We start from the raw sequence: 21,245 nt of genomic DNA, 5'->3' as shown, positions 1-21,245 counted from the left end.
ACTGGGGCAGGGGGCACAGGTGAGCGGGTCATCCCGAGTAGTGGCCGTACTTGGCCCGACGAATACAGGCAAAACCCATTACGCTATTGAACGCATGCTGGGACATCGAACGGGTGTCATCGGCCTGCCGCTACGTCTGCTCGCACGCGAGGTCTATGACAAGATCGTCGCAATTCGCGGCCCGTCTGTTGTGGCTCTGGTCACGGGCGAAGAGCGGATTGTGCCGCCCCGCACCCAGTATTGGGTCTGTACGGTCGAAGCGATGCCCGAGGGGATGGGGGCTGATTTTGTTGCCATCGATGAAATCCAGCTTTGCGCTGATCCGGAACGCGGTCACGTTTTTACAGATCGGTTGCTGAGATCCCGTGGAACCCATGAGACCCTCTTTCTGGGCTCGGACACTATGCGCGGCCCGATCGCTGCGCTGGTTCCCGAGGCGCAGTTCGTACGGCGCGAGCGGATGTCGCAGCTGGTCTATACCGGTTCAAAAAAAATCAGCCGGATGCCCGCACGCAGTGCCATCGTCGGCTTCTCGGTCGACAATGTCTATGCCATTGCTGAACTATTGCGCCGTCAAAAGGGCGGCGCGGCCGTGGTCATGGGGGCGCTTAGCCCGCGCACGCGCAATGCACAGGTCGACCTTTATCAGAATGGTGAGGTCGATTATCTGGTCGCCACAGACGCCATTGGGATGGGGTTAAATCTTGATGTGAACCATGTGGCGTTCTCATCCCTGTCAAAATTCGATGGCCGCCGGATGCGCCCGCTCGCGCCGAATGAGTTAGCACAGATCGCAGGCCGGGCAGGGCGCGGCATGTCAGATGGCACTTTCGGTGTGACGGGTGAGGCGTCTCCGCTGGATGAGGGCGTGGCGCAGGCGATCATGGACAGCCGGTTTACGCCGATGAAAAAGCTGAACTGGCGAAATGCCGCCCTTCGCTTTGGCTCGATTGAGGCGCTGATCGACGCGCTTGAGGCCAGTCCGCAGGGCGAAAACCTGGTTAAGGCGCGCCCGGCTGATGACCTGAATGCCCTGAAATCCCTGTCACAAGTCACCGATGTTGTGGCGCGTGCCAGCGATGGGACATCGGTCCGTTTGCTATGGGATGTGTGCCGTATTCCCGATTTCCGGGGGATCAGCCACGCCGAACATGCAGGTTTGCTCGAAGTGATCTTTGGCCACCTGCACGAGCGCGGGTCTATCCCTGATGATTTCTTGGCCCGGCAGGTGCGACGTATCGACCGGACAGATGGCGATATCGATGCTCTTTCCAAAAGGTTGGCGTATATTCGCACCTGGACCTATGTTGCGCAACGAAACGGCTGGGTGCGTGACGAATCGCATTGGCGGGACGAGACGCGCACTGTAGAAGACAGGCTGTCAGACGCTCTTCACGAACGTTTGACTCAAAGATTTGTGGACCGGCGCACATCCGTGTTGCTGCGCCGGCTCAAACAGAAGGAGGCCCTTTTGGCCGAAGTAAATGACAAGGGTGAAGTGACCGTCGAAGGCGAATTCGTCGGTCGTCTGGAAGGGTTCCGGTTTTCTCCGGACAAAGCTGCGCAGGGGGCTGAGGCGAAAGCGCTCAAGTCGGCCTCACTGCAAGCCCTCGCGCCGCAATTCCATCTGCGTGCCGATCGCTTCTACAATGCACCCGATACCGAAATTGATTTCACTGATCAGGGCGGCCTGATGTGGGGCGAATACGCTGTCGGTAAACTGGTTGCCGGGGCCGAGCCTCTCAAGCCGATGGTCGAGGTTTTTGTGGATGAGGCCGCGGGGCCAGACGTCGAACAGAAGGTGCAGCGCCGGTTGCAGCACTTCATCGACCGCAAAGTGGCCGCGCTGTTCGAGCCGCTGCTAAACCTGTCGCGGGACGAGGAACTGTCCGGTCTGGCGAAAGGCTTTGCCTTCCGCATGCTCGAGGCGTTGGGCGTGCTGCCCCGCGCGCAGGTCGCGCAAGAGGTCAAGGATCTGGATCAGGACGCTCGCGGCGCATTGCGCAAGCACGGTATCCGTTTTGGTCAGTTCACCATCTTCATGCCGCTGCTGCTGAAGCCAGCGCCGACGCGCTTGCGTCTGGTACTTTGGGCATTGTCCAGTGGCCTGCAGGAATTCCCCGAAGCGCCGCCTCCGGGGCTGGTTACCGTGCCCGTCGCCAAGGATGCGCCGCAGGGATACGACACCATGTGTGGCTACCGCGATGCGGGCGAGCGCTCGATCCGGATCGACATGCTGGAACGTCTGGCCGATATGCTGCGGGCCGAGGACAGCCGGGGTGGCTTTGAAGCCAAGCCTGACATGCTTTCGATCACGGGCATGACGCTGGAACAGTTCGCGGACCTGATGCAGGGGCTGGGCTACAAGGCCGAACGCGGCGAGCGTGAAAAGGTCAAAGCTGCACCGGCTGAAGCACCTGCCACTGAAGCGGCAGAGCAACCCACTGCCGAAGAAACCTCGGTAGCTGAAGCTCCGACCGCAGAGGTCGCCGCACCTGCCGATGCGTCAGCCGAGGCCACGACAAGCACCGAGGCGGCAGCCGAGGCTCCGGCCGCAGAGCCCGCAAATGACGAACCCGAGGTCGAGGTGTTCTACACCTTCACTTGGGGCCGTCAGCGCCAGCAAAATCGCGGCCCGCGCCGCGAGCAGGGGCAGGGCAAAGGCAAGCCGCGTGGCAAACCTCAGGACGGTCGCAAGCCGCAAGGCAAAAAGGGTGGCAAGCCGCAGGGCGCAAAATCCTTCTCGTCCCGGCCTCCGAAGAAAGAAAAGGCGATCGACCCGGACAACCCGTTTGCAGCAGCGCTGATGGGTTTGAAGGACGGCAACTGATCCGTCATGGATCAGGCCAAGCTGCGGATCGACAAATGGCTCTGGCAGGCGCGGTTCTTCAAGACCCGCAGCCTGGCGGCCAAACAGGTCAGCGGCGGCCATGTTCGATTGAACGGAAACCGGGTCCTGAAACCTGCCCAAGCGGTGGGGCCCGGCGATGTTTTGACCTTCCCTCAGGCGCGCACTGTTCGGGTCGTCAAGGTTGAGGCGCTGGGTGATAGGCGTGGTCCGGCGACCGAGGCACAAACGCTGTATTCGGATTTGACCCCGAAACAGGAGGTACGGCCCACGAATCCCGGTTTCGAGGGAAAAGGTCGTCCAACCAAGAAAGATCGGCGAGCAATTGATCTTTCTCGCACGCTGGATGACTGATCTGACCTTGAAGATAAGGCCAGTCTGAATTAGCTAATCGCCAAAGATCATACGGGAACTCAGCAATGACTTATGTCGTCACCGAAAACTGCATCGCCTGCAAATACACCGACTGTGTCGAAGTTTGCCCGGTGGACTGTTTTTACGAAGGTGAGAATGCGCTGGTCATTCATCCCGACGAATGCATCGATTGCGGCGTGTGCGAACCTGAATGCCCCGCCGATGCCATCCGCCCAGACACCGAGCCGGGGATGGAGACATGGGTCGAGTTTAACCGCAAATTCTCTGAAGTTTGGCCCGTGATCGTGACCAAGAAGGATCCTCTGCCCGAAGCAGAGGAGCGGGACGGCGAAGAAGGCAAGATGGAGAAATACTTCTCCGAAGCGCCCGGCGAGGGCGGATAAGCGATTCGCCGCCTGACCTGGGACGATGCTCTTCAATGCGGCGTGGTAATTCTCTGAAATCAGGGCGAATATTTCGATTTTACCTTAGGTAAACTTTCGGGTGTCGCATTTTTGTGATATACTCCCTCCTTACATGATGACTGAGATCGGGATGCACTCCGTAAGTATGCTCGCTTTGGAGTTCTGAATTTATGACAAATATGCCGCCTGTCGGGGCTGAAACAGTCCCCGCTTGTGGTGTTTTGTCGTCTGCTTACCGGTCCAAAACCAAGGAATACACTGAATGACAAAGTCGAAAAAGCTTGAGTTCCGCCCCAACGACTATGTTGTCTACCCCGCCCATGGCGTGGGCCAGATCATCTCGATCGAGGAACAGGAAGTCGCGGGCTATTCGCTTGAGCTGTTTGTCATCTCATTCGAGAAAGACAAGATGACCCTGCGGGTGCCGACCAACAAGGTCACCGAATCCGGGCTGCGTTCGCTTAGCTCGCCGGACGTGATCAGCCAGGCGATGAAAACGCTGAAAGGCAAGGCCAAGGTAAAGCGCGCCATGTGGTCGCGCCGGGCGCAGGAATATGAACAAAAGATCAATTCGGGTGATCTGATCTCGATCGCCGAAGTGGTTCGTGACCTGCACCGCACCGACGATCAGCGCGAGCAGAGCTATTCCGAGCGTCAGCTGTACGAAGCCGCGCTGGAACGCCTGACCCGGGAAGTTGCTGCTGTTTCGGGCGCAGGTGAGCTGTCGGCAGCCAAACAAGTGGATGAGGTGCTGACCTCGCGCGCTGCTGCTGCCTGAATGCACTGACGCTAAGTTGTCAAAGCCGTTCTGACTTCAGGGCGGCTTTTTCTATCTAAGTTGGGCTAAGCCCAAACGCCCATTGGCTGAGGAACCGGCCGTGATCAGGATAGTCATAGGATGCGCTTTGCTTGCCATGTCCGGTGTGTTTTGGGCAGCTTACTATTCCAGATACTTCAAGTGGCGTGATTGCTTCAACGAGTTGGGCCGGTGTTATGACCCGGAGACGGGTCAGGTTCTTTTGCAGCAAGCGGGATTGGTGTGGGGATCGGCAGGCGTACTGAGCCTTATTCCTGTGCTCTATCTGCTGATTGGGCATGTTTGCCAAAGGCGTAGGCGGGCCTGATGTTTACAGCTGGGCGCTGATTGCGACCAAGAATGTAATCTCGGCCAGTTGCTGAGACGCCCCAAGAATGTCGCCGGTCTGGCCGCCGATCTTCTTCTTGGCCAAAAGGCAAAGGCCAAAAACAACGACCGCAGCGCAAATCGCAGGCAACAAAAACAGTGTTCCAGCCAGCGGCAGGCCGATCACGATTGCCAGACCTAACGACAGGGTTCCGGTCATCGCATTTGGTGTGCCGACCGAATGGCTTAGGCCCGATTGCCGTGCATTGGGCAAGGCGGTCATGAGAACCGGCATCATGGCACGGGACAGCACGCAGGCGGTAAGGATTGCCCAGAACGCACCTTCGGACAAAAGCGCAGCAATCGCTGAGATGCGGATCAGTTGTGCACCGATCAGGGCCAAAACGCCATATGTCCCGATATGGCTGTCCTTCATGATTTCCAGCCGGCGCTCGGGTGTGAATCCGCCCCAAAGCCCGTCAAACGTGTCGGCCAAACCGTCTTCATGCATGGCGCCCGTCGCCATGATCAGGGCCCCAACAACCAGAACAGCGGAAACGAACGAGGACACGGACAGCGCTAGCAAGACCCAACCCACCGCACAAGCCAGCCCGCCGACGACAAATCCGACCACTGGAAAAGCCCAGACCGCATGAGCCTGCCGGGCAAAGACATGATCCGGCAGACGGGGCATGGGCAGGCGCGTCAACAGGACCAGCGCCAGCGGGATGTCCCACGCAGAAACTGGATTGGTGTCGTTTTTATGCACCTTCGCGCCTTTCAGGGTCTTGTTGGTCTCTCAGCTTCGGTTAAACACGCAGGACCACTCTGATGCAATGAGGCTTTGATGCTGCCCGAACTGAATGATTTGAACACGTTCCGCGATGCGTTGATCAACGCGCCTGGTCCGGACATAGCGGCCGCAGACGGCGCCGCCACGCGCAATGGCCAGCTGACCAAACCTCCGGGTGCGTTGGGGCGGCTCGAGGATCTGGCGATCTGGTACGCGTCGTGGCGCGGCGATGCGCGCCCACAGATCGAACAGCCTCAGGTCATTGTGTTTGCAGGCAATCACGGGGTCACGGCGCAGGGTGTGTCGGCCTTTCCGCCTGAAGTGACCGTGCAGATGGTGATGAATTTCGAACATGGCGGGGCTGCGATCAATCAACTGGCCAAGGCGGCCGGGGCGAAGATGGATGTCCATGCGCTGGAGCTGGATCGCCCGACCGCAGATTTTACACAAGGCCCGGCCATGAGCGAGGTCGAACTTCTGAGCGCGCTGCAAACCGGTTGGAACGCGGTCGATCCACAAGCCGATCTGCTGGTGGTCGGAGAGATGGGGATCGGCAACACCACCCCCGCTGCGGCCATCGCCTGCGCGCTGTTCGGGGGTGAGGCTGCCGATTGGACCGGACGTGGCACCGGTGTTGACGATGCTGGCCTTGCTAACAAAACCCGCGTTGTGTCCGAAGGCGTTGCGCGCCATGCTACCGACGATGGGCTGGAGGTTCTGCGCTGTCTAGGTGGACGTGAGATTGCCGCGATGGCCGGTGCGATTGCTGCCGCCCGCGTATTGCGCATCCCTGTCATTCTGGACGGGTTTATCTGCACTTCCGCAGCTGCCTGTCTCGCGCGTGTATCTGTCGCGGCGTTGGACCATGCGGTCGCAGGCCATCAAAGTGCCGAGGGTGCGCATGGAGCCATGCTTGCGAAGCTGGGCAAAGAGCCGCTGTTGAGCCTTGGCCTGCGATTGGGCGAAGGCTCTGGCGGGGCGCTGGCCATCAATATCATCAAAAGCGCCGTGGCCTGCCATTCCGGCATGGCCACCTTTGCCGAGGCTGGCGTGTCAGACGGATGACCTGATCGCCTGTTCGGGCTGCACCCGATCAGGCAGATTTCTGGGCGTGTTCCTCGGCCAGTTCCAGAAGCGCGGTCTCCAGGTCTTTCTCCAAAGACTGCGCCCGCTCGATGTATTTCTTGTTCTCTGCGGTGGGCATGCCGGGTACCCACAGCTCGGCCAGTTCGCGTACCGATGCCCGGTCGTGATGGTAGAAGGTCTGTTCGGCCTGCGCGGCTTCGTATTCGCTGAGCCCGATATTTTCCAATACGTACCGACCGGCGCGTAAGGAGCTGTCGAACATTTCACGCACGATGTCGTTGGCCCCTGCCTGGTACAGCTCGTACACATGGGTCCGGTCATGGGCGCGGGCGATGATGTGCAGGTCCGGGCGTTGGCGGCGGGCAAATCCGACCAGTCGCGTCACCGTCTTTCGATCATCCATTGCCGCAACCAGAACTGACGCCTTATCCAGCCCCGCTGCGCGCAAAAGCTCGGGCCGGGTTGGGTCACCCAGAAAGCCTTTGACGCCGAAACGGCGCATCAGCTGGATCGTCTCGATATCATGGTCCAGAACGATGGTCTTGAACCCGCTGGCCACCACAAGGCGATTGACGATCTGACCGAACCGTCCAATGCCGGCGATGATCACAGGGCCTTTTTCGTCGATCTCGTCCGGTTCCATCGTCGCTGTCGGTTCACCAAGTTTCCGCGACAGCAGATCGTAGATGATGAACAAAAGCGGCGTAATCAGCATCGTCAACGCGATGATCATAAGCAGCTTTTGCGCCAGGTCCTGAGGGATCACATTCTGTTGCCGTGAAAAGGCCAAAAGGACAAAGCCAAACTCACCTGCCTGCGCCAAACCCAGGGTGAAAAGCCAGTGATCCCGGCCTTTCAGCTTGAAGGCTTTGCCAACAATATAGAGGATGATCCCCTTGGCCAGGATCACCAGCAGGGCAAGACCGATCAGGTCAAACGGATCGTTGAAGAAATACCCAACGTCGATCCCGGCCCCAACCGTGATGAAGAAAAGGCCTAGAAAAAGGCCTTTGAAGGGCTCAAGGTCGCTTTCCATCTCATGCCGGAATTCCGAGCTGGCCAGCACAACACCCGCCAGAAATGCGCCCAGAGCGGGTGACAGGCCAACCAGTGTCATCAGGAAGGAAATGCCAACCACGATCATCAGGGCCAATGCGGTGTACATCTCGCGCAGGCGCGAGGCGTGGATAAAGCGGAACAGAGGGCGGGTCAGGTAGACACCTGCCAGAATAACAAAGGCAATGGCTCCGATTGTCACCAATGTGACGGCCCAACCAGGTAATCCCTCAACCAAGGACAGGCTGTGATGCGCATCATGCAAATGCTCTGCGGCGCTGCGGTCAATCGACCCATCGGCCTCGATATGAGGGATGGCCGGCAGGGCCAGCAAGGGCAACATCGCCAGAATCGGGATGACGGCGATGTCTTGTGTCAACAGGACTGAAAAGGTCGCGCGCCCGCCATTTGTCTGCATCAGCCCCTTTTCAGACAGGGTTTGCAGTACAATTGCGGTTGAAGACAGGCATAGGGTCAGGCCGACGGCGAGCGCCACGGTCCACGGGTGGCTGGCATAAATCGCCACGCCCGCAATCACTGCGGTGGACAGTAGAACCTGCAAACCGCCCAGTCCCAACAACCTGTCCCGCATATCCCAAAGCGCGCGCGGTTCCAGCTCCAACCCGATCAGGAACAGCATCATGACCACGCCGAACTCGGCCACATGCTGCAGGTCTTCGGTTTCAGCCCCAACAAGGCCCAGAACCGGGCCGATGATAAGGCCGGCGGCCAGATATCCCAGAACCGATCCCAATCCCAGACGCGCCGATAGCGGAACGGCAATCACCGCAGCAGCGAGATAAATAGAAGCCTGGTACAGGAAATCGTCCATATGTGTCCTCGTTGCCTGCTCAGGTCGGCAGGGGGGCGTCGCGTTTCAATTGGTCCATCACGATCTGGCTTTGAACCCGTGCAACTGCAGGATGCGGCAGGATCACCTGATGAAGCAAGCTGTTGAGCGCAGATAGATCGTCGCAATAGACATGCAACAGGTAATCTGCCTCTCCGGTCATCGTCCAGGCGCTGGTGATCTCGGGGCGGGCGTCGACCATACGGGCAAAGCTGGCCGATTGATCCGGCCCATGCGTGCCGAGATGGACCTGAACAAACCCCTGGACTTGCAGGCCCAGTTTCAGCGGGTCCAGTCGCGCGGTATAACCAGTGATGTATCCTTCGGCCTCCAGCCGTTGGCGGCGGCGACCGGCCTGACTTGCAGACAGGTTTAGCACCTCGCCCAGCTGTTGCGCGGTCAGATGCGCATCGCGCTGCAGCGCGGCCAACAATCTGATATCGATATGATCCAGTGCTTGCGGCATTTCATTGTATTTGTTCAAAATTGCGCGTGTTTTGCGCGTGCAAACGTAGTTTATCTGAAAACAATGCGCAGAAACAGCGTTGTTTGAGACATATCTTGGAATCAGCAAAGAAATTCCTGTTTTCAAAGGAGACGCGCCATGGGTCCTTTCCCGCATAACGCCCCGAAATCCATCATCAGCGCAGAGAACCCGGCTGGAACCGACGGGTTCGAGTTCGTCGAATTCGCCCATCCCAACCCGCAGGAATTGCGGGATCTGTTTGCGACCATGGGCTATGACCTTGTTGCCCGTCACAAGAAAAAACCCCTGATCGAGCTGTGGCAGCAAGGGGACGTGACTTATATCCTCAATGCTGATCCTGAGAGTTTTGCCGCAAAGTTTGTCGCCGAACACGGCCCCTGTGCGCCTGCAATGGGCTGGCGGGTTGTCGATGCGCAGCAGGCGTATGAGCATGCGGTTTCAAAAGGGGCCGAACCCTATGATGGCGCGGACAAAACCATGGATGTACCCGCGATCAAAGGGATTGGCGGGTCGCTGATCTACTTCATTGATCAGTATTACGACACATCGCCCTACAACCAGGAATTCGAATGGATCAAGGAATCCAAACCACGCGGTGATGGGTTCTACTACCTCGACCACCTGACCCATAACGTTTTTAAGGGCAATATGGACAAGTGGTTCAAGTTTTATGGCGACTTGTTCAACTTCCGCGAAATCCGGTTCTTTGATATTCAGGGCAAGTTCACGGGGCTCTATAGCCGCGCGTTGACCTCGCCTTGCGGCCGTATCCGTATCCCGATCAACGAAGATCGCGGCGAAACGGGTCAGATCGTCTCGTACCTCAAGAAGTACAAGGGCGAAGGTATCCAGCATATCGCGGTGGGCAGCGAGGATATCTATGCCTCGACCGACGCGATTGCCGAGAAGGGGCTAAAGTTCATGCCAGGCCCGAACCAATCCTACTATGATATGTCAAAGGACCGCGTGAAAGATCATGACGAGCCGCTGGATCGGATGATTAAGCACGGCATCCTGATCGACGGCGAAGGCGTGGTGGATGGCGGTGAGACGCGGATTTTGCTTCAGATTTTCTCGAAAACCGTGATCGGCCCGATCTTTTTTGAGTTCATTCAGCGCAAGGGCGATGATGGGTTCGGAGAGGGGAATTTTCAGGCCTTGTTCGAGTCCATTGAACGCGAGCAGATCGAAAGCGGCGAGATTTCAGCGGCTTAGTCCGCTTCGAACGCAAGCTTAGTCCAAGTCACTCCGGCATACCTGTTTCCCTCTTGAAGGGAAGCGTGGCCGGAGCGATGAAGAACCTTTAGCCCGGCGTGCTGCGCGACGGTCACTAGATCGTCGGCGCAGATTGGAAACCCCGGTCTGTCCACAGGGCAGGGGCCGTGGCGCAGTGACAGGATCAGGCGGCCTGATGGTTTCAGCCGTGTAGCCAGTGCTTCAATAGCGGTTTTCTGATCCTGCGGATTTAGATGATGTAGCACTCCGATTGCCAGGGCGGCGTCAAAGCTGGTTTGGTCTTTGGGTAAGTTGGTCAAATTTGGCAGACTTGCATCAAACCACTCTATCTCGAGGTGGCGATAGCTGGTCTGAGCGTGATCTCGGAATCGGGCGACGGGTTCAACGGCCGTGACAAGAAACCCATGTTCAACCAGCCAGGCAGCCAACGCACCAGGACCCGCACCCACATCCAAAACATGCGCATCAGGGCCGGGCAGAAAATCGACAAGAGGGCCCAGTACGGCCTCTTGCATCAGGTTCTCGTAAGACGAAATTAACTGAAGAGCAGAGTGTTCGTACCCTTCAAAAACGCGCCTTTGATACGCAAAATGATCATCCACGCGGCATCTTGAGGGACACGTTGCGACCCTTCTTTTGATATAGCAACTCACTGTCGCTGATTGCGACGACCTTGCCGCCGTCGACTCGGTCACCCACTTTCAGTTTCTTGTATCGTCCGCTGGGCAAGCGCACCAAGGCGCGCCGGTTGGCTGGTGTGCCGTAGACCCCGATCAGGTTCAGGCGGCGCAGGTTGATCGCGTTGTCGATGGTCGCTTGCCGCGCCACCGATGCGGTCGTGGGGATCTTGGGGGCAACGGTTTTGGGCTCGAAGGTTTCGGCCCCACCACTGTTCTGATCCAGCCCGGCGGTTGATCCCAGATTGGTCGCCGATGCCGCTGCCGCAGTCCGAACCAGCCCTGCAGGGCGTGCCTTGGGACGCGGAACAAGGACGACGGCCAAGGCAGTCGGGGTATCATCCACCTCGGGGCTGGCTTGTAGCGAAGCGGGGCGTTGCTTGGGCCGCAACACAGACAGTTCTTGTAACGATCTGCCGCCCAGTTGCTGACGTTCGAATTGATCTTGCAGGTTCTCAGGGCGGGGCTTGGGCCGTATTCCGGCCAAGCGCGAGGTTGTTTCCTCGACCACCGGTTCTTGTTCGAACCGCAAAGGTACTGCTGGCGGCACAGACGAGGGGCGGCCGAGATAGACCAGCACGCCATCAGGGTTCAGCGTGCCTTCGGGCGTTGGGGTGACCAGCCCGCGCTCATCCAGATCAAACCCGGGGATGGAGGCGCGCGCCAGAGCGGGCAGATCAAAGGGCTGATCTGTTTCAAAACTCGCTGACGGTGCCAGGGCCACCGCGTCGTTGGAAAAATCGGATTTGCCAACCGAAGCCAAATACAGATCGTCCGGTTCAACGGCAACTGGTTCTTCGGGCTGTGCTGGGGCGGTCTCAACAACACCTGTGGCGATTTCAGATTGCGGAGCCGTCTCGGTTTCCTGTGCAACGTCCTCGACCGGCGTGGGTTCTACCTTCAACGCCTCAAGGATCGCCGCATCGGTCGCAGACAAGGCGGGTTGATCTTCGGCTGTCGCCTCGGGTGCGGGCTCTACGGTCGCCACCTGATCGTCTTCTGGTACGGGTTCTACCTCAGGTTCGGTATTTCCCGCCTCAGGTACCTCCGGCTGGATGTCCACCGCCAGATCAGCGGCCATTTCAGCCTCAGGGGATGTGGTTTCAGGTTCCAAGTCTCCCTCGGCCACAATCTCCTCTTCCGGCGATCCGATAAGAGACCACGCGCCAATCACAAGGGCCAACAAACCCGTCGCTGCGACCGCAGGCAGGGCAAATTTGTTGAGACCCGCGCCGCTGCTTGCCGAGTCACCCTGCGATGGCGCAGGCGTTCGAAACGCGTCCGGGGCGGTGGTTTCCGCTATGGCGTGAACCTTGGGGGTTGACGGATTGGTGTCTTCTTTGGGTTCCGGCGTTTCCGTGGCAGGACTGGCCTCTGGCGTCGCAATCGGAACAGCAATCAGCGGTTCTGCATCCAGGTCAAACACCGGCACGCCAGGGAACTCGTCATCACCGGGTTCTGCGGTATAAGCGACCGGCACGAATCCATGCTCGGTGGTAAAGCTATGCGCTTCGTTCAAGGTCTGGCGTGCCACTGCCGCCCCATAGACCAGGCCGTCTTTGGTGATCGAGGCAAAACTCAGTTCGTCGCGCTCATATGGTGTGGCATCGACCAACGCGCCCTTCACCATTTGCGCGTTTTCGTCAGTAGACAGACCTTCCGATGGAATCGTGAGATAGCGGATTTGATCCGCTGGGATAACCACATTGCAACTCAGGTTGTTTTCCAGTGCAAAACCCTGATCTCGCAGCGCCTGTATCTGCCCGTTCAGGTCATCTGTATCCAGCGATACAGTGCCGATCTCGTACCACTCACCTTCGGACAGATGGTGCAACGAAATACCGGTTGCAGAAAAAGATAGCGTAAAGGCGGGTTTCATATTCCCGGAGAACCATAACTATATCATCAGCGCAAACGATCACACGCTCGCAGAGTGACAGTAGAGCAGGAACCCGCCGAGGGAAAGAAAAACGCAACCTCTCCCCTTGTATGGCAAAGCCCTGCCAACCCATGTTGAACGGGAGTAATTTGGAGGGATGACCTTGAAGACATTCGCTTTTCTGACCGCCATGATGGCCGCGACTGCCGCTGGTATCGCCCATGCGGAAGAACGTCGCATTACCGTTGACGCGACTGGAACCGTGCAAGTTGCACCTGATATGGCGACGATCACACTGGGTGTGACCAATCAGAACGCTGAGGCGTCGGTTGCGATGAAAGCCACATCTGATGCGGTGGCGCAGGTGCTGTCCCGACTGACAGACATGGGGATCGAGGATCGGGATGTGCAAACACGCGACCTGTCGCTCTCACCAGTCTGGTCGAACCGCAATCAGCAGAACGGAGAGCCGCCCGAGATCACGGGCTTTGTCGCCTCGAACCGCGTGTTTGTTCGGGTGCGAGACCTGTCTCAGCTGGGGGAGATCATGGACGCGGTCATTCAGGACGGGGCGAATGATTTTGGCGGGCTGAGCTTTGGTCTGCAGGACACCAAACCTATCGAGGTTCAGGCACGCGCCAAAGCCGTGGGCGAAGCCACGTCAAAGGCCGAGCAACTGGCGCAAGCGGCCAATGTCACGCTGGGTCCGGTTCAGTCGATTTCCGAGCGCACCGGAGGGGTCCGGCCCATGGCAGAGATGCGCGCCTTTAGCGTCGCCGACACTGGTGGAGTGCCCGTAGCAGGCGGTGAGATCACGGTATCCGTCAGCGTTTCGATGGAGTTCGAGATTTCTGAGTAAGCTCAGTTGTCGGCGCGGGCCATCAGCGGCTGTCGTTGCTGGCCCGTCGCGTCGAAATTGTCAGGCGACAACCAAGCCTCGAATGCGCCCCGGATGCGGGGCCATTCACTGTCGAGAACGGAAAACCACGCCGTATCTCGGTTGCGCCTTTTGTAGTGGGTCGCTTGGCGGAAGATCCCTTCGAAGGTAAAACCTAGACGCCGTGCCGCCGCACAAGACGGTGCGTTTAGCGCATCGCATTTCCATTCGTAGCGTCGGTAGCCCAACTCATCGAAGACGCGTTTCATCATCAGATACATAACCTCGGTCGATTGCGGTGTGCGCTGCAACAGGGGTGAGAAATGGATATGCCCCACTTCGATCGCACCCGCTGCGGGCTCGATCCGCAGATATGAGGCCATACCGATCGGCACCTCCTCCGCATTCAGAACCGTATGGAACATCGGGTCTGCATCCATACAGGTGGCACGCGCCCAGGTTTCAAACGCCCGTTCCGTGTCAAACGGCCCATAGGGCAGGTAGGTCCAGTTCCGGTGATCGGCATCATTGGCAAACGCCCGGAACAATCCGGGCGCGTGCCTGTTCACATCAAGTGGCACGACCGAGCAATACTGGCCCTCCATCGGGGTATACGGTGGTGTGGGGCGAGGGAACTCGCCCTTGACCGGCCGTCCGATGGGTTGACCCAGCGTGTTGGTGTCGTGCCCGCTCATGGTTTATGCGCTGGCTTTGGCCAAAGCCTGATCCAGATCGGCGATCAGGTCGTTGGCATCCTCGATCCCGATGGAAACGCGCACAACGTTTGGACCGGCTCCTGCGGCCTCTTGCTGCTCGGGCGTCAACTGGCGGTGCGTGGTCGACGCCGAGTGGATGATCAGCGAGCGCGCATCGCCGAGGTTGGCAACGTGGCTGAAGATCTCTAAAGCGTTGACCAGTTTGATGCAGGCGTCATAGCCGCCTTTGACGGCAAAGGTGAACAGGGCACCGGCACCGCGCGGATACTGTGCCTTGACCCGGTCGTGATAGGGCGACGAGGGCAGGCCCGCATACGTCACGTAGTCGACCCGGTCATCCGCTTCGAGCCAGGCGGCGATCTTCTGGGCGTTCTCGACGTGGCGCTCCATCCGCAGCGAAAGCGTCTCGATCCCCATCAGCGTGTAATGCGCCGCCTGCGGGTTCATGGTCATGCCCAGATCGCGCAGGCCAATTGCGATGCCGTGGAAGGTGAAGGCCAGCGGGCCGAAGGTCTCATGGAATTTCAACCCGTGATACGCTTGCTCGGGCTGGCTGAGCGAGGGAAATTTGTCATTCGCCGACCAGTCGAACTTGCCCGAATCCACGATGCAGCCACCGGTGACCGTGCCGTTGCCAGTCAGGTATTTGGTAGTCGAATGCACGACCAGAGTCGCGCCGTGTTCAATCGGGCGGCACAGGTAGGGCGTGGCCGAGGTGTTGTCGACGATCAGCGGAATGCCTGCCGCGTCCGCCACATCCGCCAGCGATCGGATATCGGTGACATAACCGCCGGGGTTGGCGATGGATTCGCAGAATACCGCGCGGGTGTTTTCGTCAATGGCGGCTTTCACGGCCTCCAGATCGTCGGTGTCGACGAATTTGGCCGACCAACCGAAGCGCTTGATCGTCTGGCTGAACTGCGTGACCGTGCCGCCATACAGGCGGGTCGAGGCCACCACGTTGCAACCCGGCCCCATCAGCGGGAACAGCGCCATGATCTGCGCCGCGTGACCCGAGGAGCAGCAGACCGCGCCAACGCCGCCCTCTAGCGTCGCAACACGTTCCTGCAACACAGCCACTGTGGGGTTGGTCAGGCGAGAATAGATGAAGCCCACTTCCTGCAGATTGAACAGGGCTGCCGCGTGATCGGCATCGCGGAACACATAGGCGGTAGTTTGATAGATCGGAGTCTGGCGCGCACCGGTTGCCGGGTCAGGGCGTGCGCCGGCGTGAATCTGTAGGGTGTCGAAACCATAGGTAGGGCCGTCGGACATCGTAAACTCTCCTGTCGAAATAGAACTTGCGAAATCTGTAGGACATTGCCCGCTGTCACACAACGCCGCTTTCAGCGCATCCAGAGGCCCTGTGCTTTGATCCTGTTGCGGATCACCTGTTCGCGGCTGGGTAGGGCGTTGCGATCAAACAGGTCCCGGATTTTCTGACCCTTGCCCTGAATCACAAGCTTTTTGATCGGATCATATTGCTTGAGAACCTTCTTGACCTTGTTCGGGGCCACGACGGTTTCCAGAACGTCGATCACATGATCACTCTCGCGCGCATAGAGCAGCGGGAATAAGCGATAGTGACAGCTGACCGAGCCATCCAACAGCCCTTCGGGCAAAGCGTCTCGCCCACCGCCAAGGGAATGGATCACAAGGGGCAGGGCGGCCTGATCCAGCCATGGATCAAGGTTCTGTCCGACCAGTTCAGGGAGGTTCTCATCCCGGATGGTGCGCGCATAGTCCAGAAACCGCTCGCCAAACTGACGCGGGCATTTGAAAAAGAAATAGCCTGCGTTGAAATACAGATACCGACGCCAATGTCCCTGCGGTTGGTCGGTGTCAATCGAGCCGTCGAAATCCAGATCAAAACGGCGATAAAGCGCAGACCAGATGCCCTCAAACCCTGGCCCGTAAAGCGTGGGCTTGGGCCATGTGCCTTCGACTTTTTGCGAGGCGCCGGGGCGGCCAAAATCAAACGGAACGTCGCCCAGATCGCCAGTGATCAGGGTATCTGTATCAAAGAAAACAAAGGGTTCGCCTTCGGGCAGGGCCAAAAGCGCTTCGATCTTGTTCCCGTTAGGATAGCTTTCGCCAAAGACATGATTGTCAAAAGGCAGGACTTCCGCATCAAGCTGATTCAGGGCCTTGAGTACGTCCTGATCTTGAATGGTCGGGTTCTGGTTCCAGCGCGGACCGGGTTTGGGTGTGGCGACGAACAGACGCCCTTTGAAGTCGGGCGCGGAATGGCGCAGCGAGGCGGCGAACAGGACCGCCTCATATTGCAGGCGGTTGTTCTGACCAATGATGACAATATTGAAGTCTTGCGAAGCTGCCCGCATCTGTGCCCGTCCTAAACATGCGTTGATCTCACGCATCTGAGATTGGGCTTACAGCAACCGGTGTAGGGCGTCAAAAGTCGTTTGTGGTGCGCGGGTTGTCCAATGCCAACCCGAGTTGCAGCACTTCAGCGTGTCAGCGCTGCCTAGTTTATTGCCAAAAACCTGCGAAAACGCCGATATTTCGAACGAATTCTCGTGCATTTTCAAAATTTTGACCAATTGATAAATTTTACCAATTGATAAAATTTCGATTTGTGGCAAGCTGAGGTCACAACAAACATATCTACAGGGAGTAGAGCGATGGCACAGGGCCAGATGGCACCCGGGATCGTTTCCGGGCGGCTTTCCAGCGATGAACTGACATCGAATTTTACGGATCTGCATCCGCCTTTGGCCCCGCATGAGGCCGCCGTGGCCGCAGATCGCTGCTATTTCTGTTACGACGCGCCATGCGTGACGGCCTGTCCGACGGATATCGATATTCCGTTGTTCATCCGCCAGATACAGGCGGGTCAGCCGCAATCGGCGGGAAAGACCATTCTGGACCAGAATATCCTGGGTGGCATGTGTGCTCGGGTCTGTCCGACCGAAACCTTGTGCGAAGAGGCCTGCGTGCGCGAAGCCGCCGAAGGCAAACCAGTTGAGATCGGGCGGCTTCAGCGTTTCGCAACCGATGATGTGATGGCCTCTGGCGAACATCCTTTTGAACGCGCTGCGGCGACCGGCAAAACTGTGGCCGTTGTTGGCGCAGGACCAGCGGGTCTCGCTTGCGCCCATCGGCTGGCCATGCTGGGCCATGATGTGGTGATTCACGAAGGCAAGCCCAAGCCGGGTGGTCTGAACGAGTATGGAATCGCGGCCTATAAATCGACCAATGACTTTGCACAGGCCGAGGTGGACTGGCTGCTGAAAATCGGCGGTATCGCTATCGAAACCGGTTCTTTGCTGGGCGAGGGCCTCTCTCTGGAGGGGCTGATTGAAAATTACGATGCCGTTTTTCTGTCTATTGGCCTGGCTGGTGTGAATGCGCTGCGGGCACAGGGTGTGGAAAAGGACGGCGTGCGCCCGGCAGTCGATTTTATCTCTGACGTGCGGCAAGCTTCGGATCTTGCTGATCTGCCGGTCGGTCGGAATGTGGTTGTGATCGGCGGCGGCATGACGGCTGTTGATGCGGCGGTGAAGTCAAAGCTGCTGGGGGCCGAGCAGGTCACGATCGCCTATCGTCGTGGGCGCGACGCGATGGGGGCCAGCCGGTATGAGCAGGACCTTGCGGCCTCGCATGGCGTGCGGATCATGACCAATGTTCAGCCTGTCGCTGTGCATGGCAACGGTGCGGCGGTTGAGATCGAGCTGGAATACACTTCGAACCAAAACGGTCAGTTGAGCGGAACCGGTGAGACGGTTCGGCTGCCCGCGGATCAGGTTCTGAAAGCCATTGGCCAGACGTTGGATGGCGCGCCCGAAGGGCTGGAACTGGACGGCAACAAGATCGCCGTCAGCGGGGCTGGGCGTACTTCCATCTCCGGTGTCTGGGCTGGTGGAGATTGTGCGGCCGGGGGCGAAGACCTGACTGTGACCGCCGTGGCCGAAGGCCGGGATGCGGCGATGGACATCCACGCGAGCCTGGTTTCGTGATAGGGTGAGGCTTTCAAGCCAACCTATTCGCTGAGGTATCGTTATGTCCCAGATCGAAGACGCAGTTGCCAAACATTATACCACCGGTGCCCTGACGGACCGCGTGCGCGACGCGCTGAAAGCCAGCGGCGTGGACCCGGATGCGGCCACGGTCGCCGATCTGAAAGCTGGTGACGAGTTCCACACGGGCGGCGTTCTGGCCACCGATCACCTGTTTGACCAATTGTCTTTGACCCATGCGACGCGGGTGCTGGATGTGGGCTGCGGGATTGGTGGAACATCGCGCTATATCGTGGATCGCTATGACTCGACTGTGACGGGGGTCGACCTGACACCCGAATTTGTCGAAACGGCAAAGGCTCTCAGCGAGATCGTGGGGCATTCCGACAAGGTCGCGTTCCACGTCGGCAGCGCTTTGGACATGCCAGTGCCGGATGCGGGGTTCGATCTGGCAGTTATGTTGCATGTTGGTATGAACATCGAAGACAAGGCCGGGTTGTTCGCTGAGGTTGCGCGTGCTTTGGCGACAGGTGGGCAGTTTGCTCTGTTCGACGTGATGGCCGGTGAAACAGACGAACCTCTGGCGTTCCCTTTGCCCTGGTCAAGCGTTGCTGAGACATCCTTTGTAGACGCGCCCGAGCTCTACAAGGACGCAGCCGCATCGGCGGGGCTTGAATTGGTGACCGAGGCGGATCGTACCGAATTCGCCATCAAGTTCTTCGAGGAAGTCTTTGCAAAGATTTCCGAATCCGGCCCCGCGCCGTTGGGCATCCACCTGATGATGGGCGAGACGGCGCCTGAGAAGTTTCAAAACTACGTTGCAAACCTGCATGCCGGGCGGATTCGCCCGACCGAGATGATTTTCAAGAAAACCGGCTGAGGAGCCGGAAAGGAGTACCCATGGCTGACCTGACGACAGACTTTCTGGGCATTTCCAGCCCCAACCCCTACTGGCTGGCCTCGGCCCCGCCAACCGACAAGGAATACAACGTCCGCCGCGCCTTTGAGGCCGGATGGGGCGGCGTGGTCTGGAAAACACTGGGGGCCGAGGGCCCTCCGGTCGTGAATGTGAACGGGCCGCGTTACGGTGCGATATATGGCGCAGATCGGCGGTTGCTGGGCCTGAACAATATCGAACTGATCACCGACCGACCGCTTGAGGTGAACCTTGAGGAAATGGCGCGGGTCAAGGCGGACTACCCGGACCGGGCGTTGATCGCCTCAATCATGGTGCCGTGTGAGGAGGGCGCGTGGAAAGCCATCCTGCCCCGCGTGGCTGAGACCGGCGCGGACGGGATCGAGCTGAACTTTGGCTGTCCGCACGGGATGAGCGAGCGGGGCATGGGCGCAGCCGTCGGTCAGGTACCGGAATACATCGAAATGGTCACTCGCTGGTGCAAGATGTACTACGACCGCCCAGTGATCGTGAAGCTGACGCCGAACATCACTGATATCCGCAAACCTGCAGCAGCGGCCAAGAATGGCGGCGCGGATGCGGTGTCGCTGATCAACACGATCAACTCGATCACCAGCGTCAATCTGGATACGTTCAGCCCCGAACCTTCGATTGATGGCAAGGGCAGCCATGGCGGGTATTGCGGTCCGGCGGTGAAGCCGATTGCGCTGTCCATGGTTTCGGAAATCGCGCGAGATGCGGAAACGCATGGTCTGCCCATTTCAGGTATCGGTGGCGTTACCACATGGCGTGATGCGGCAGAGTTCATTTCGCTGGGTTGCGGCAACGTACAGGTCTGCACAGCGGCCATGACTTATGGTTTCAAGATCATCGATGAACTGACGGCGGGTCTGTCCAAATGGATGGACGAGAAGGGGTATTCCACAGTCTCAGAAGTTGTTGGTCGCGCGATCCCCAACGTAACCGATTGGCAGTATCTGAACCTGAACTACATCGCCAAGGCCAAGATTGATCAGGACCAGTGCATCAAATGTGGTCGCTGTTATGCCGCCTGTGAAGACACCAGCCACCAGGCCATCGCCATGTCGCCGGACCGGGTGTTCGAGGTGATCGACGAAGAATGCGTAGCCTGTAATCTCTGTGTCGATGTCTGCCCAGTAGAGGGCTGTATTTCGATGGAGCCGATGGCAGCAGGAGAGGTTGACCCACGTACCGGGCGCGAGGTTCAGCCGGACTATGCAAACTGGACAACGCATCCCAACAATCCGATGGCCAAGGCCGCGGAATGAACAGGTTTGCGCAGATCTTTGAGGGGCCGTTGGTGCGGTCCCTTAGTTCAAGGTGTCAAAAGCTTGCGATACAGGGTGTCGACAAACGTTTCTGCGCCTTCAAACGGGTCTTCGTCGCCCAGGATCGCGCGCACCTGAACTTCGAAGTCTGCGTAGTGCTGGGTCAGGGCCCAGATCGAAAACATCAAGTGATAAGGGTGCACCCGCGCGATTTTGCCCTGATCCATCCACCCGGTCAGAAGCGCGGTTTTCTTATCGACCAATGCTTTGAGATCCTGAGACAAAGCCTCGTGAATGCGCGGTGCGCCCTGAACCAACTCGTTGGCAAACAGGCGGCTTTCTCGTGGTAGCTCCTGACTCATCTGCAGCTTTCGGCGAATATAGGACAGAAGCTCCTCAAGCGGATCACCGTTTTCGTCCAGATCGTGCAGCGGCGCCAGCCAGGTTTCCAGCAGGCCAGACAGAAGCTCTGTATGGATCGCTTCTTTTGACGGGAAGTAGTACAATAAATTCGGCTTACTCAGTCCGGATTCTGCCGCTATCTGATCAACCGTCGAGCCGCGAAACCCATTTGACGAAAACACGTTCAACGCTGCCTCTAGAATCGCAGCGCGGTTCTTTTTCTGAATACGGGTTGGGGCGCGGTCGCTGGGCAT

19 protein-coding genes are annotated in these 21,245 nt (G+C 58.5%); 10 read left to right on the top strand and 9 right to left on the bottom strand.

What is annotated here, in order from left to right:
* Positions 1–19: 19 nt before the first annotated feature.
* The 4 genes from ACR0JE_RS01635 (at position 20) to ACR0JE_RS01620 (ending at position 4,405) form a co-directional block, all read left to right on the top strand.
* Positions 20–2,830 (top strand): helicase-related protein, encoded by a 2,811-nt coding sequence (locus ACR0JE_RS01635; RefSeq protein WP_480862512.1) that lies wholly within the window; start codon positions 20–22, stop codon positions 2,828–2,830.
* Between the two features lie 6 nt (positions 2,831–2,836).
* Complete coding sequence (locus tag ACR0JE_RS01630; protein WP_480862510.1) at positions 2,837–3,202, top strand: RNA-binding S4 domain-containing protein; 366 nt, start codon at positions 2,837–2,839, stop codon at positions 3,200–3,202.
* 65 nt (positions 3,203–3,267) lie between these two features.
* Positions 3,268–3,606 (top strand): ferredoxin FdxA, encoded by a 339-nt coding sequence (fdxA, locus tag ACR0JE_RS01625; protein ID WP_170532724.1) that lies wholly within the window; start codon positions 3,268–3,270, stop codon positions 3,604–3,606.
* A 283-nt stretch (positions 3,607–3,889) separates the two neighbouring features.
* Positions 3,890–4,405 carry a CarD family transcriptional regulator gene (locus ACR0JE_RS01620; protein WP_170532727.1) on the top strand — a complete coding sequence of 172 codons (516 nt, stop codon included), beginning with the start codon at positions 3,890–3,892 and terminating at the stop codon, positions 4,403–4,405.
* Positions 4,406–4,754: 349 nt separating this feature from the next.
* Here ACR0JE_RS01620 and cobS read toward each other — a convergent pair whose 3' ends face one another.
* On the bottom strand, positions 4,755–5,519 hold the full coding sequence (gene cobS / locus ACR0JE_RS01615) for an adenosylcobinamide-GDP ribazoletransferase (protein ID WP_480862508.1): 765 nt from the start codon (positions 5,517–5,519) through the stop codon (positions 4,755–4,757).
* A 78-nt stretch (positions 5,520–5,597) separates the two neighbouring features.
* Between cobS and cobT the strand changes: the two genes are divergently transcribed.
* Positions 5,598–6,608, top strand: coding sequence for a nicotinate-nucleotide--dimethylbenzimidazole phosphoribosyltransferase (gene cobT, locus ACR0JE_RS01610; protein WP_480862507.1), 1,011 nt, complete (start codon positions 5,598–5,600; stop codon positions 6,606–6,608).
* Positions 6,609–6,636: 28 nt separating this feature from the next.
* Here the strand turns inward: cobT and ACR0JE_RS01605 are convergent, their stop codons facing one another.
* Together ACR0JE_RS01605 and ACR0JE_RS01600 are read right to left on the bottom strand one after the other, a co-directional pair.
* Positions 6,637–8,517, bottom strand: a complete 1,881-nt coding sequence (locus ACR0JE_RS01605) for a cation:proton antiporter domain-containing protein (protein ID WP_480862505.1) — start codon at positions 8,515–8,517, stop codon at positions 6,637–6,639.
* Positions 8,518–8,536: 19 nt separating this feature from the next.
* Positions 8,537–9,001, bottom strand: a complete 465-nt coding sequence (locus ACR0JE_RS01600; RefSeq protein ID WP_480862780.1) for an Lrp/AsnC family transcriptional regulator — start codon at positions 8,999–9,001, stop codon at positions 8,537–8,539.
* A gap of 138 nt (positions 9,002–9,139) precedes the next feature.
* On the opposite strand from ACR0JE_RS01600, the gene hppD reads away from it, so the two are divergent.
* Complete coding sequence (gene hppD / locus ACR0JE_RS01595) at positions 9,140–10,237, top strand: 4-hydroxyphenylpyruvate dioxygenase (protein ID WP_480541184.1); 1,098 nt, start codon at positions 9,140–9,142, stop codon at positions 10,235–10,237.
* Here hppD and ACR0JE_RS01590 read toward each other — a convergent pair.
* Positions 10,234–10,860 carry a class I SAM-dependent methyltransferase gene (locus tag ACR0JE_RS01590; protein ID WP_480862503.1) on the bottom strand — a complete coding sequence of 209 codons (627 nt, stop codon included), beginning with the start codon at positions 10,858–10,860 and terminating at the stop codon, positions 10,234–10,236. The two genes, hppD and ACR0JE_RS01590, sit on opposite strands and share 4 nt — an antisense overlap.
* Positions 10,853–12,814, bottom strand: a complete 1,962-nt coding sequence (locus ACR0JE_RS01585; protein ID WP_480862501.1) for a hypothetical protein — start codon at positions 12,812–12,814, stop codon at positions 10,853–10,855. The genes ACR0JE_RS01590 and ACR0JE_RS01585 overlap by 8 nt, the downstream gene beginning before the upstream one ends.
* A 163-nt stretch (positions 12,815–12,977) precedes the next feature.
* On the opposite strand from ACR0JE_RS01585, the gene ACR0JE_RS01580 reads away from it, so the two are divergent.
* Positions 12,978–13,673, top strand: coding sequence for an SIMPL domain-containing protein (locus ACR0JE_RS01580; RefSeq protein ID WP_480862499.1), 696 nt, complete (start codon positions 12,978–12,980; stop codon positions 13,671–13,673).
* A 2-nt stretch (positions 13,674–13,675) separates the two neighbouring features.
* Here the strand turns inward: ACR0JE_RS01580 and ACR0JE_RS01575 are convergent, their stop codons facing one another.
* The 3 genes from ACR0JE_RS01575 to ACR0JE_RS01565 all read right to left on the bottom strand — a co-directional run bounded on the left by ACR0JE_RS01575 (position 13,676) and on the right by ACR0JE_RS01565 (position 16,749).
* Positions 13,676–14,386: a GNAT family N-acetyltransferase gene (locus tag ACR0JE_RS01575; RefSeq protein WP_480541190.1), complete on the bottom strand. Its 711-nt coding sequence runs from the start codon at positions 14,384–14,386 to the stop codon at positions 13,676–13,678.
* A 3-nt stretch (positions 14,387–14,389) separates the two neighbouring features.
* Positions 14,390–15,682 carry an O-acetylhomoserine aminocarboxypropyltransferase/cysteine synthase family protein gene (locus ACR0JE_RS01570; protein ID WP_480541192.1) on the bottom strand — a complete coding sequence of 431 codons (1,293 nt, stop codon included), beginning with the start codon at positions 15,680–15,682 and terminating at the stop codon, positions 14,390–14,392.
* Positions 15,683–15,753: 71 nt separating this feature from the next.
* Positions 15,754–16,749, bottom strand: coding sequence for a hypothetical protein (locus tag ACR0JE_RS01565; RefSeq protein ID WP_480862496.1), 996 nt, complete (start codon positions 16,747–16,749; stop codon positions 15,754–15,756).
* A 300-nt stretch (positions 16,750–17,049) separates the two neighbouring features.
* Here ACR0JE_RS01565 and ACR0JE_RS01560 point away from each other — a divergent pair, with 300 nt between their 5' ends.
* From ACR0JE_RS01560 to preA, 3 genes are read left to right on the top strand one after another with little or no spacing between them, the layout of a single operon-like run.
* Positions 17,050–18,384: an NAD(P)-dependent oxidoreductase gene (locus ACR0JE_RS01560; protein WP_480862494.1), complete on the top strand. Its 1,335-nt coding sequence runs from the start codon at positions 17,050–17,052 to the stop codon at positions 18,382–18,384.
* Positions 18,385–18,427: 43 nt separating this feature from the next.
* On the top strand, positions 18,428–19,264 hold the full coding sequence (locus ACR0JE_RS01555) for a methyltransferase domain-containing protein (RefSeq protein WP_480862492.1): 837 nt from the start codon (positions 18,428–18,430) through the stop codon (positions 19,262–19,264).
* 20 nt (positions 19,265–19,284) lie between these two features.
* Positions 19,285–20,589 (top strand): NAD-dependent dihydropyrimidine dehydrogenase subunit PreA, encoded by a 1,305-nt coding sequence (preA, locus tag ACR0JE_RS01550; protein ID WP_480862490.1) that lies wholly within the window; start codon positions 19,285–19,287, stop codon positions 20,587–20,589.
* 47 nt (positions 20,590–20,636) lie between these two features.
* Here preA and ACR0JE_RS01545 read toward each other — a convergent pair whose 3' ends face one another.
* A complete protein-coding gene (locus tag ACR0JE_RS01545; protein WP_480549003.1) occupies positions 20,637–21,245 on the bottom strand; it encodes a TetR family transcriptional regulator C-terminal domain-containing protein in 609 nt (202 codons plus the stop codon).

This window comes from Ruegeria sp. H3 (genome assembly GCF_056533095.1).
The sequence above is the reverse complement of the archived record's forward strand: the minus strand, read 5'-3'. Positions and strand labels throughout refer to the sequence as shown.

Bases quoted from the DNA above. Each gene is read 5' to 3' on its own strand.
- ACR0JE_RS01630 (WP_480862510.1), top strand. From the start codon at position 2,837: ATGGATCAGGCCAAGCTGCGGATCGACAAATGGCTCTGGCAGGCGCGG.
- fdxA (WP_170532724.1), top strand. From the start codon at position 3,268: ATGACTTATGTCGTCACCGAAAACTGCATCGCCTGCAAATACACCGAC.
- ACR0JE_RS01620 (WP_170532727.1), top strand. From the start codon at position 3,890: ATGACAAAGTCGAAAAAGCTTGAGTTCCGCCCCAACGACTATGTTGTC.
- cobT (WP_480862507.1), top strand. From the start codon at position 5,598: ATGCTGCCCGAACTGAATGATTTGAACACGTTCCGCGATGCGTTGATC.
- ACR0JE_RS01605 (WP_480862505.1), bottom strand. From the start codon at position 8,517: ATGGACGATTTCCTGTACCAGGCTTCTATTTATCTCGCTGCTGCGGTG.
- ACR0JE_RS01600 (WP_480862780.1), bottom strand. From the start codon at position 9,001: ATGCCGCAAGCACTGGATCATATCGATATCAGATTGTTGGCCGCGCTG.
- hppD (WP_480541184.1), top strand. From the start codon at position 9,140: ATGGGTCCTTTCCCGCATAACGCCCCGAAATCCATCATCAGCGCAGAG.
- ACR0JE_RS01585 (WP_480862501.1), bottom strand. From the start codon at position 12,814: ATGAAACCCGCCTTTACGCTATCTTTTTCTGCAACCGGTATTTCGTTG.
- ACR0JE_RS01575 (WP_480541190.1), bottom strand. From the start codon at position 14,386: ATGAGCGGGCACGACACCAACACGCTGGGTCAACCCATCGGACGGCCG.
- ACR0JE_RS01570 (WP_480541192.1), bottom strand. From the start codon at position 15,682: ATGTCCGACGGCCCTACCTATGGTTTCGACACCCTACAGATTCACGCC.
- ACR0JE_RS01565 (WP_480862496.1), bottom strand. From the start codon at position 16,749: ATGCGGGCAGCTTCGCAAGACTTCAATATTGTCATCATTGGTCAGAAC.
- ACR0JE_RS01560 (WP_480862494.1), top strand. From the start codon at position 17,050: ATGGCACAGGGCCAGATGGCACCCGGGATCGTTTCCGGGCGGCTTTCC.
- ACR0JE_RS01555 (WP_480862492.1), top strand. From the start codon at position 18,428: ATGTCCCAGATCGAAGACGCAGTTGCCAAACATTATACCACCGGTGCC.
- preA (WP_480862490.1), top strand. From the start codon at position 19,285: ATGGCTGACCTGACGACAGACTTTCTGGGCATTTCCAGCCCCAACCCC.
- ACR0JE_RS01545 (WP_480549003.1), bottom strand. From the start codon at position 21,245: ATGCCCAGCGACCGCGCCCCAACCCGTATTCAGAAAAAGAACCGCGCT.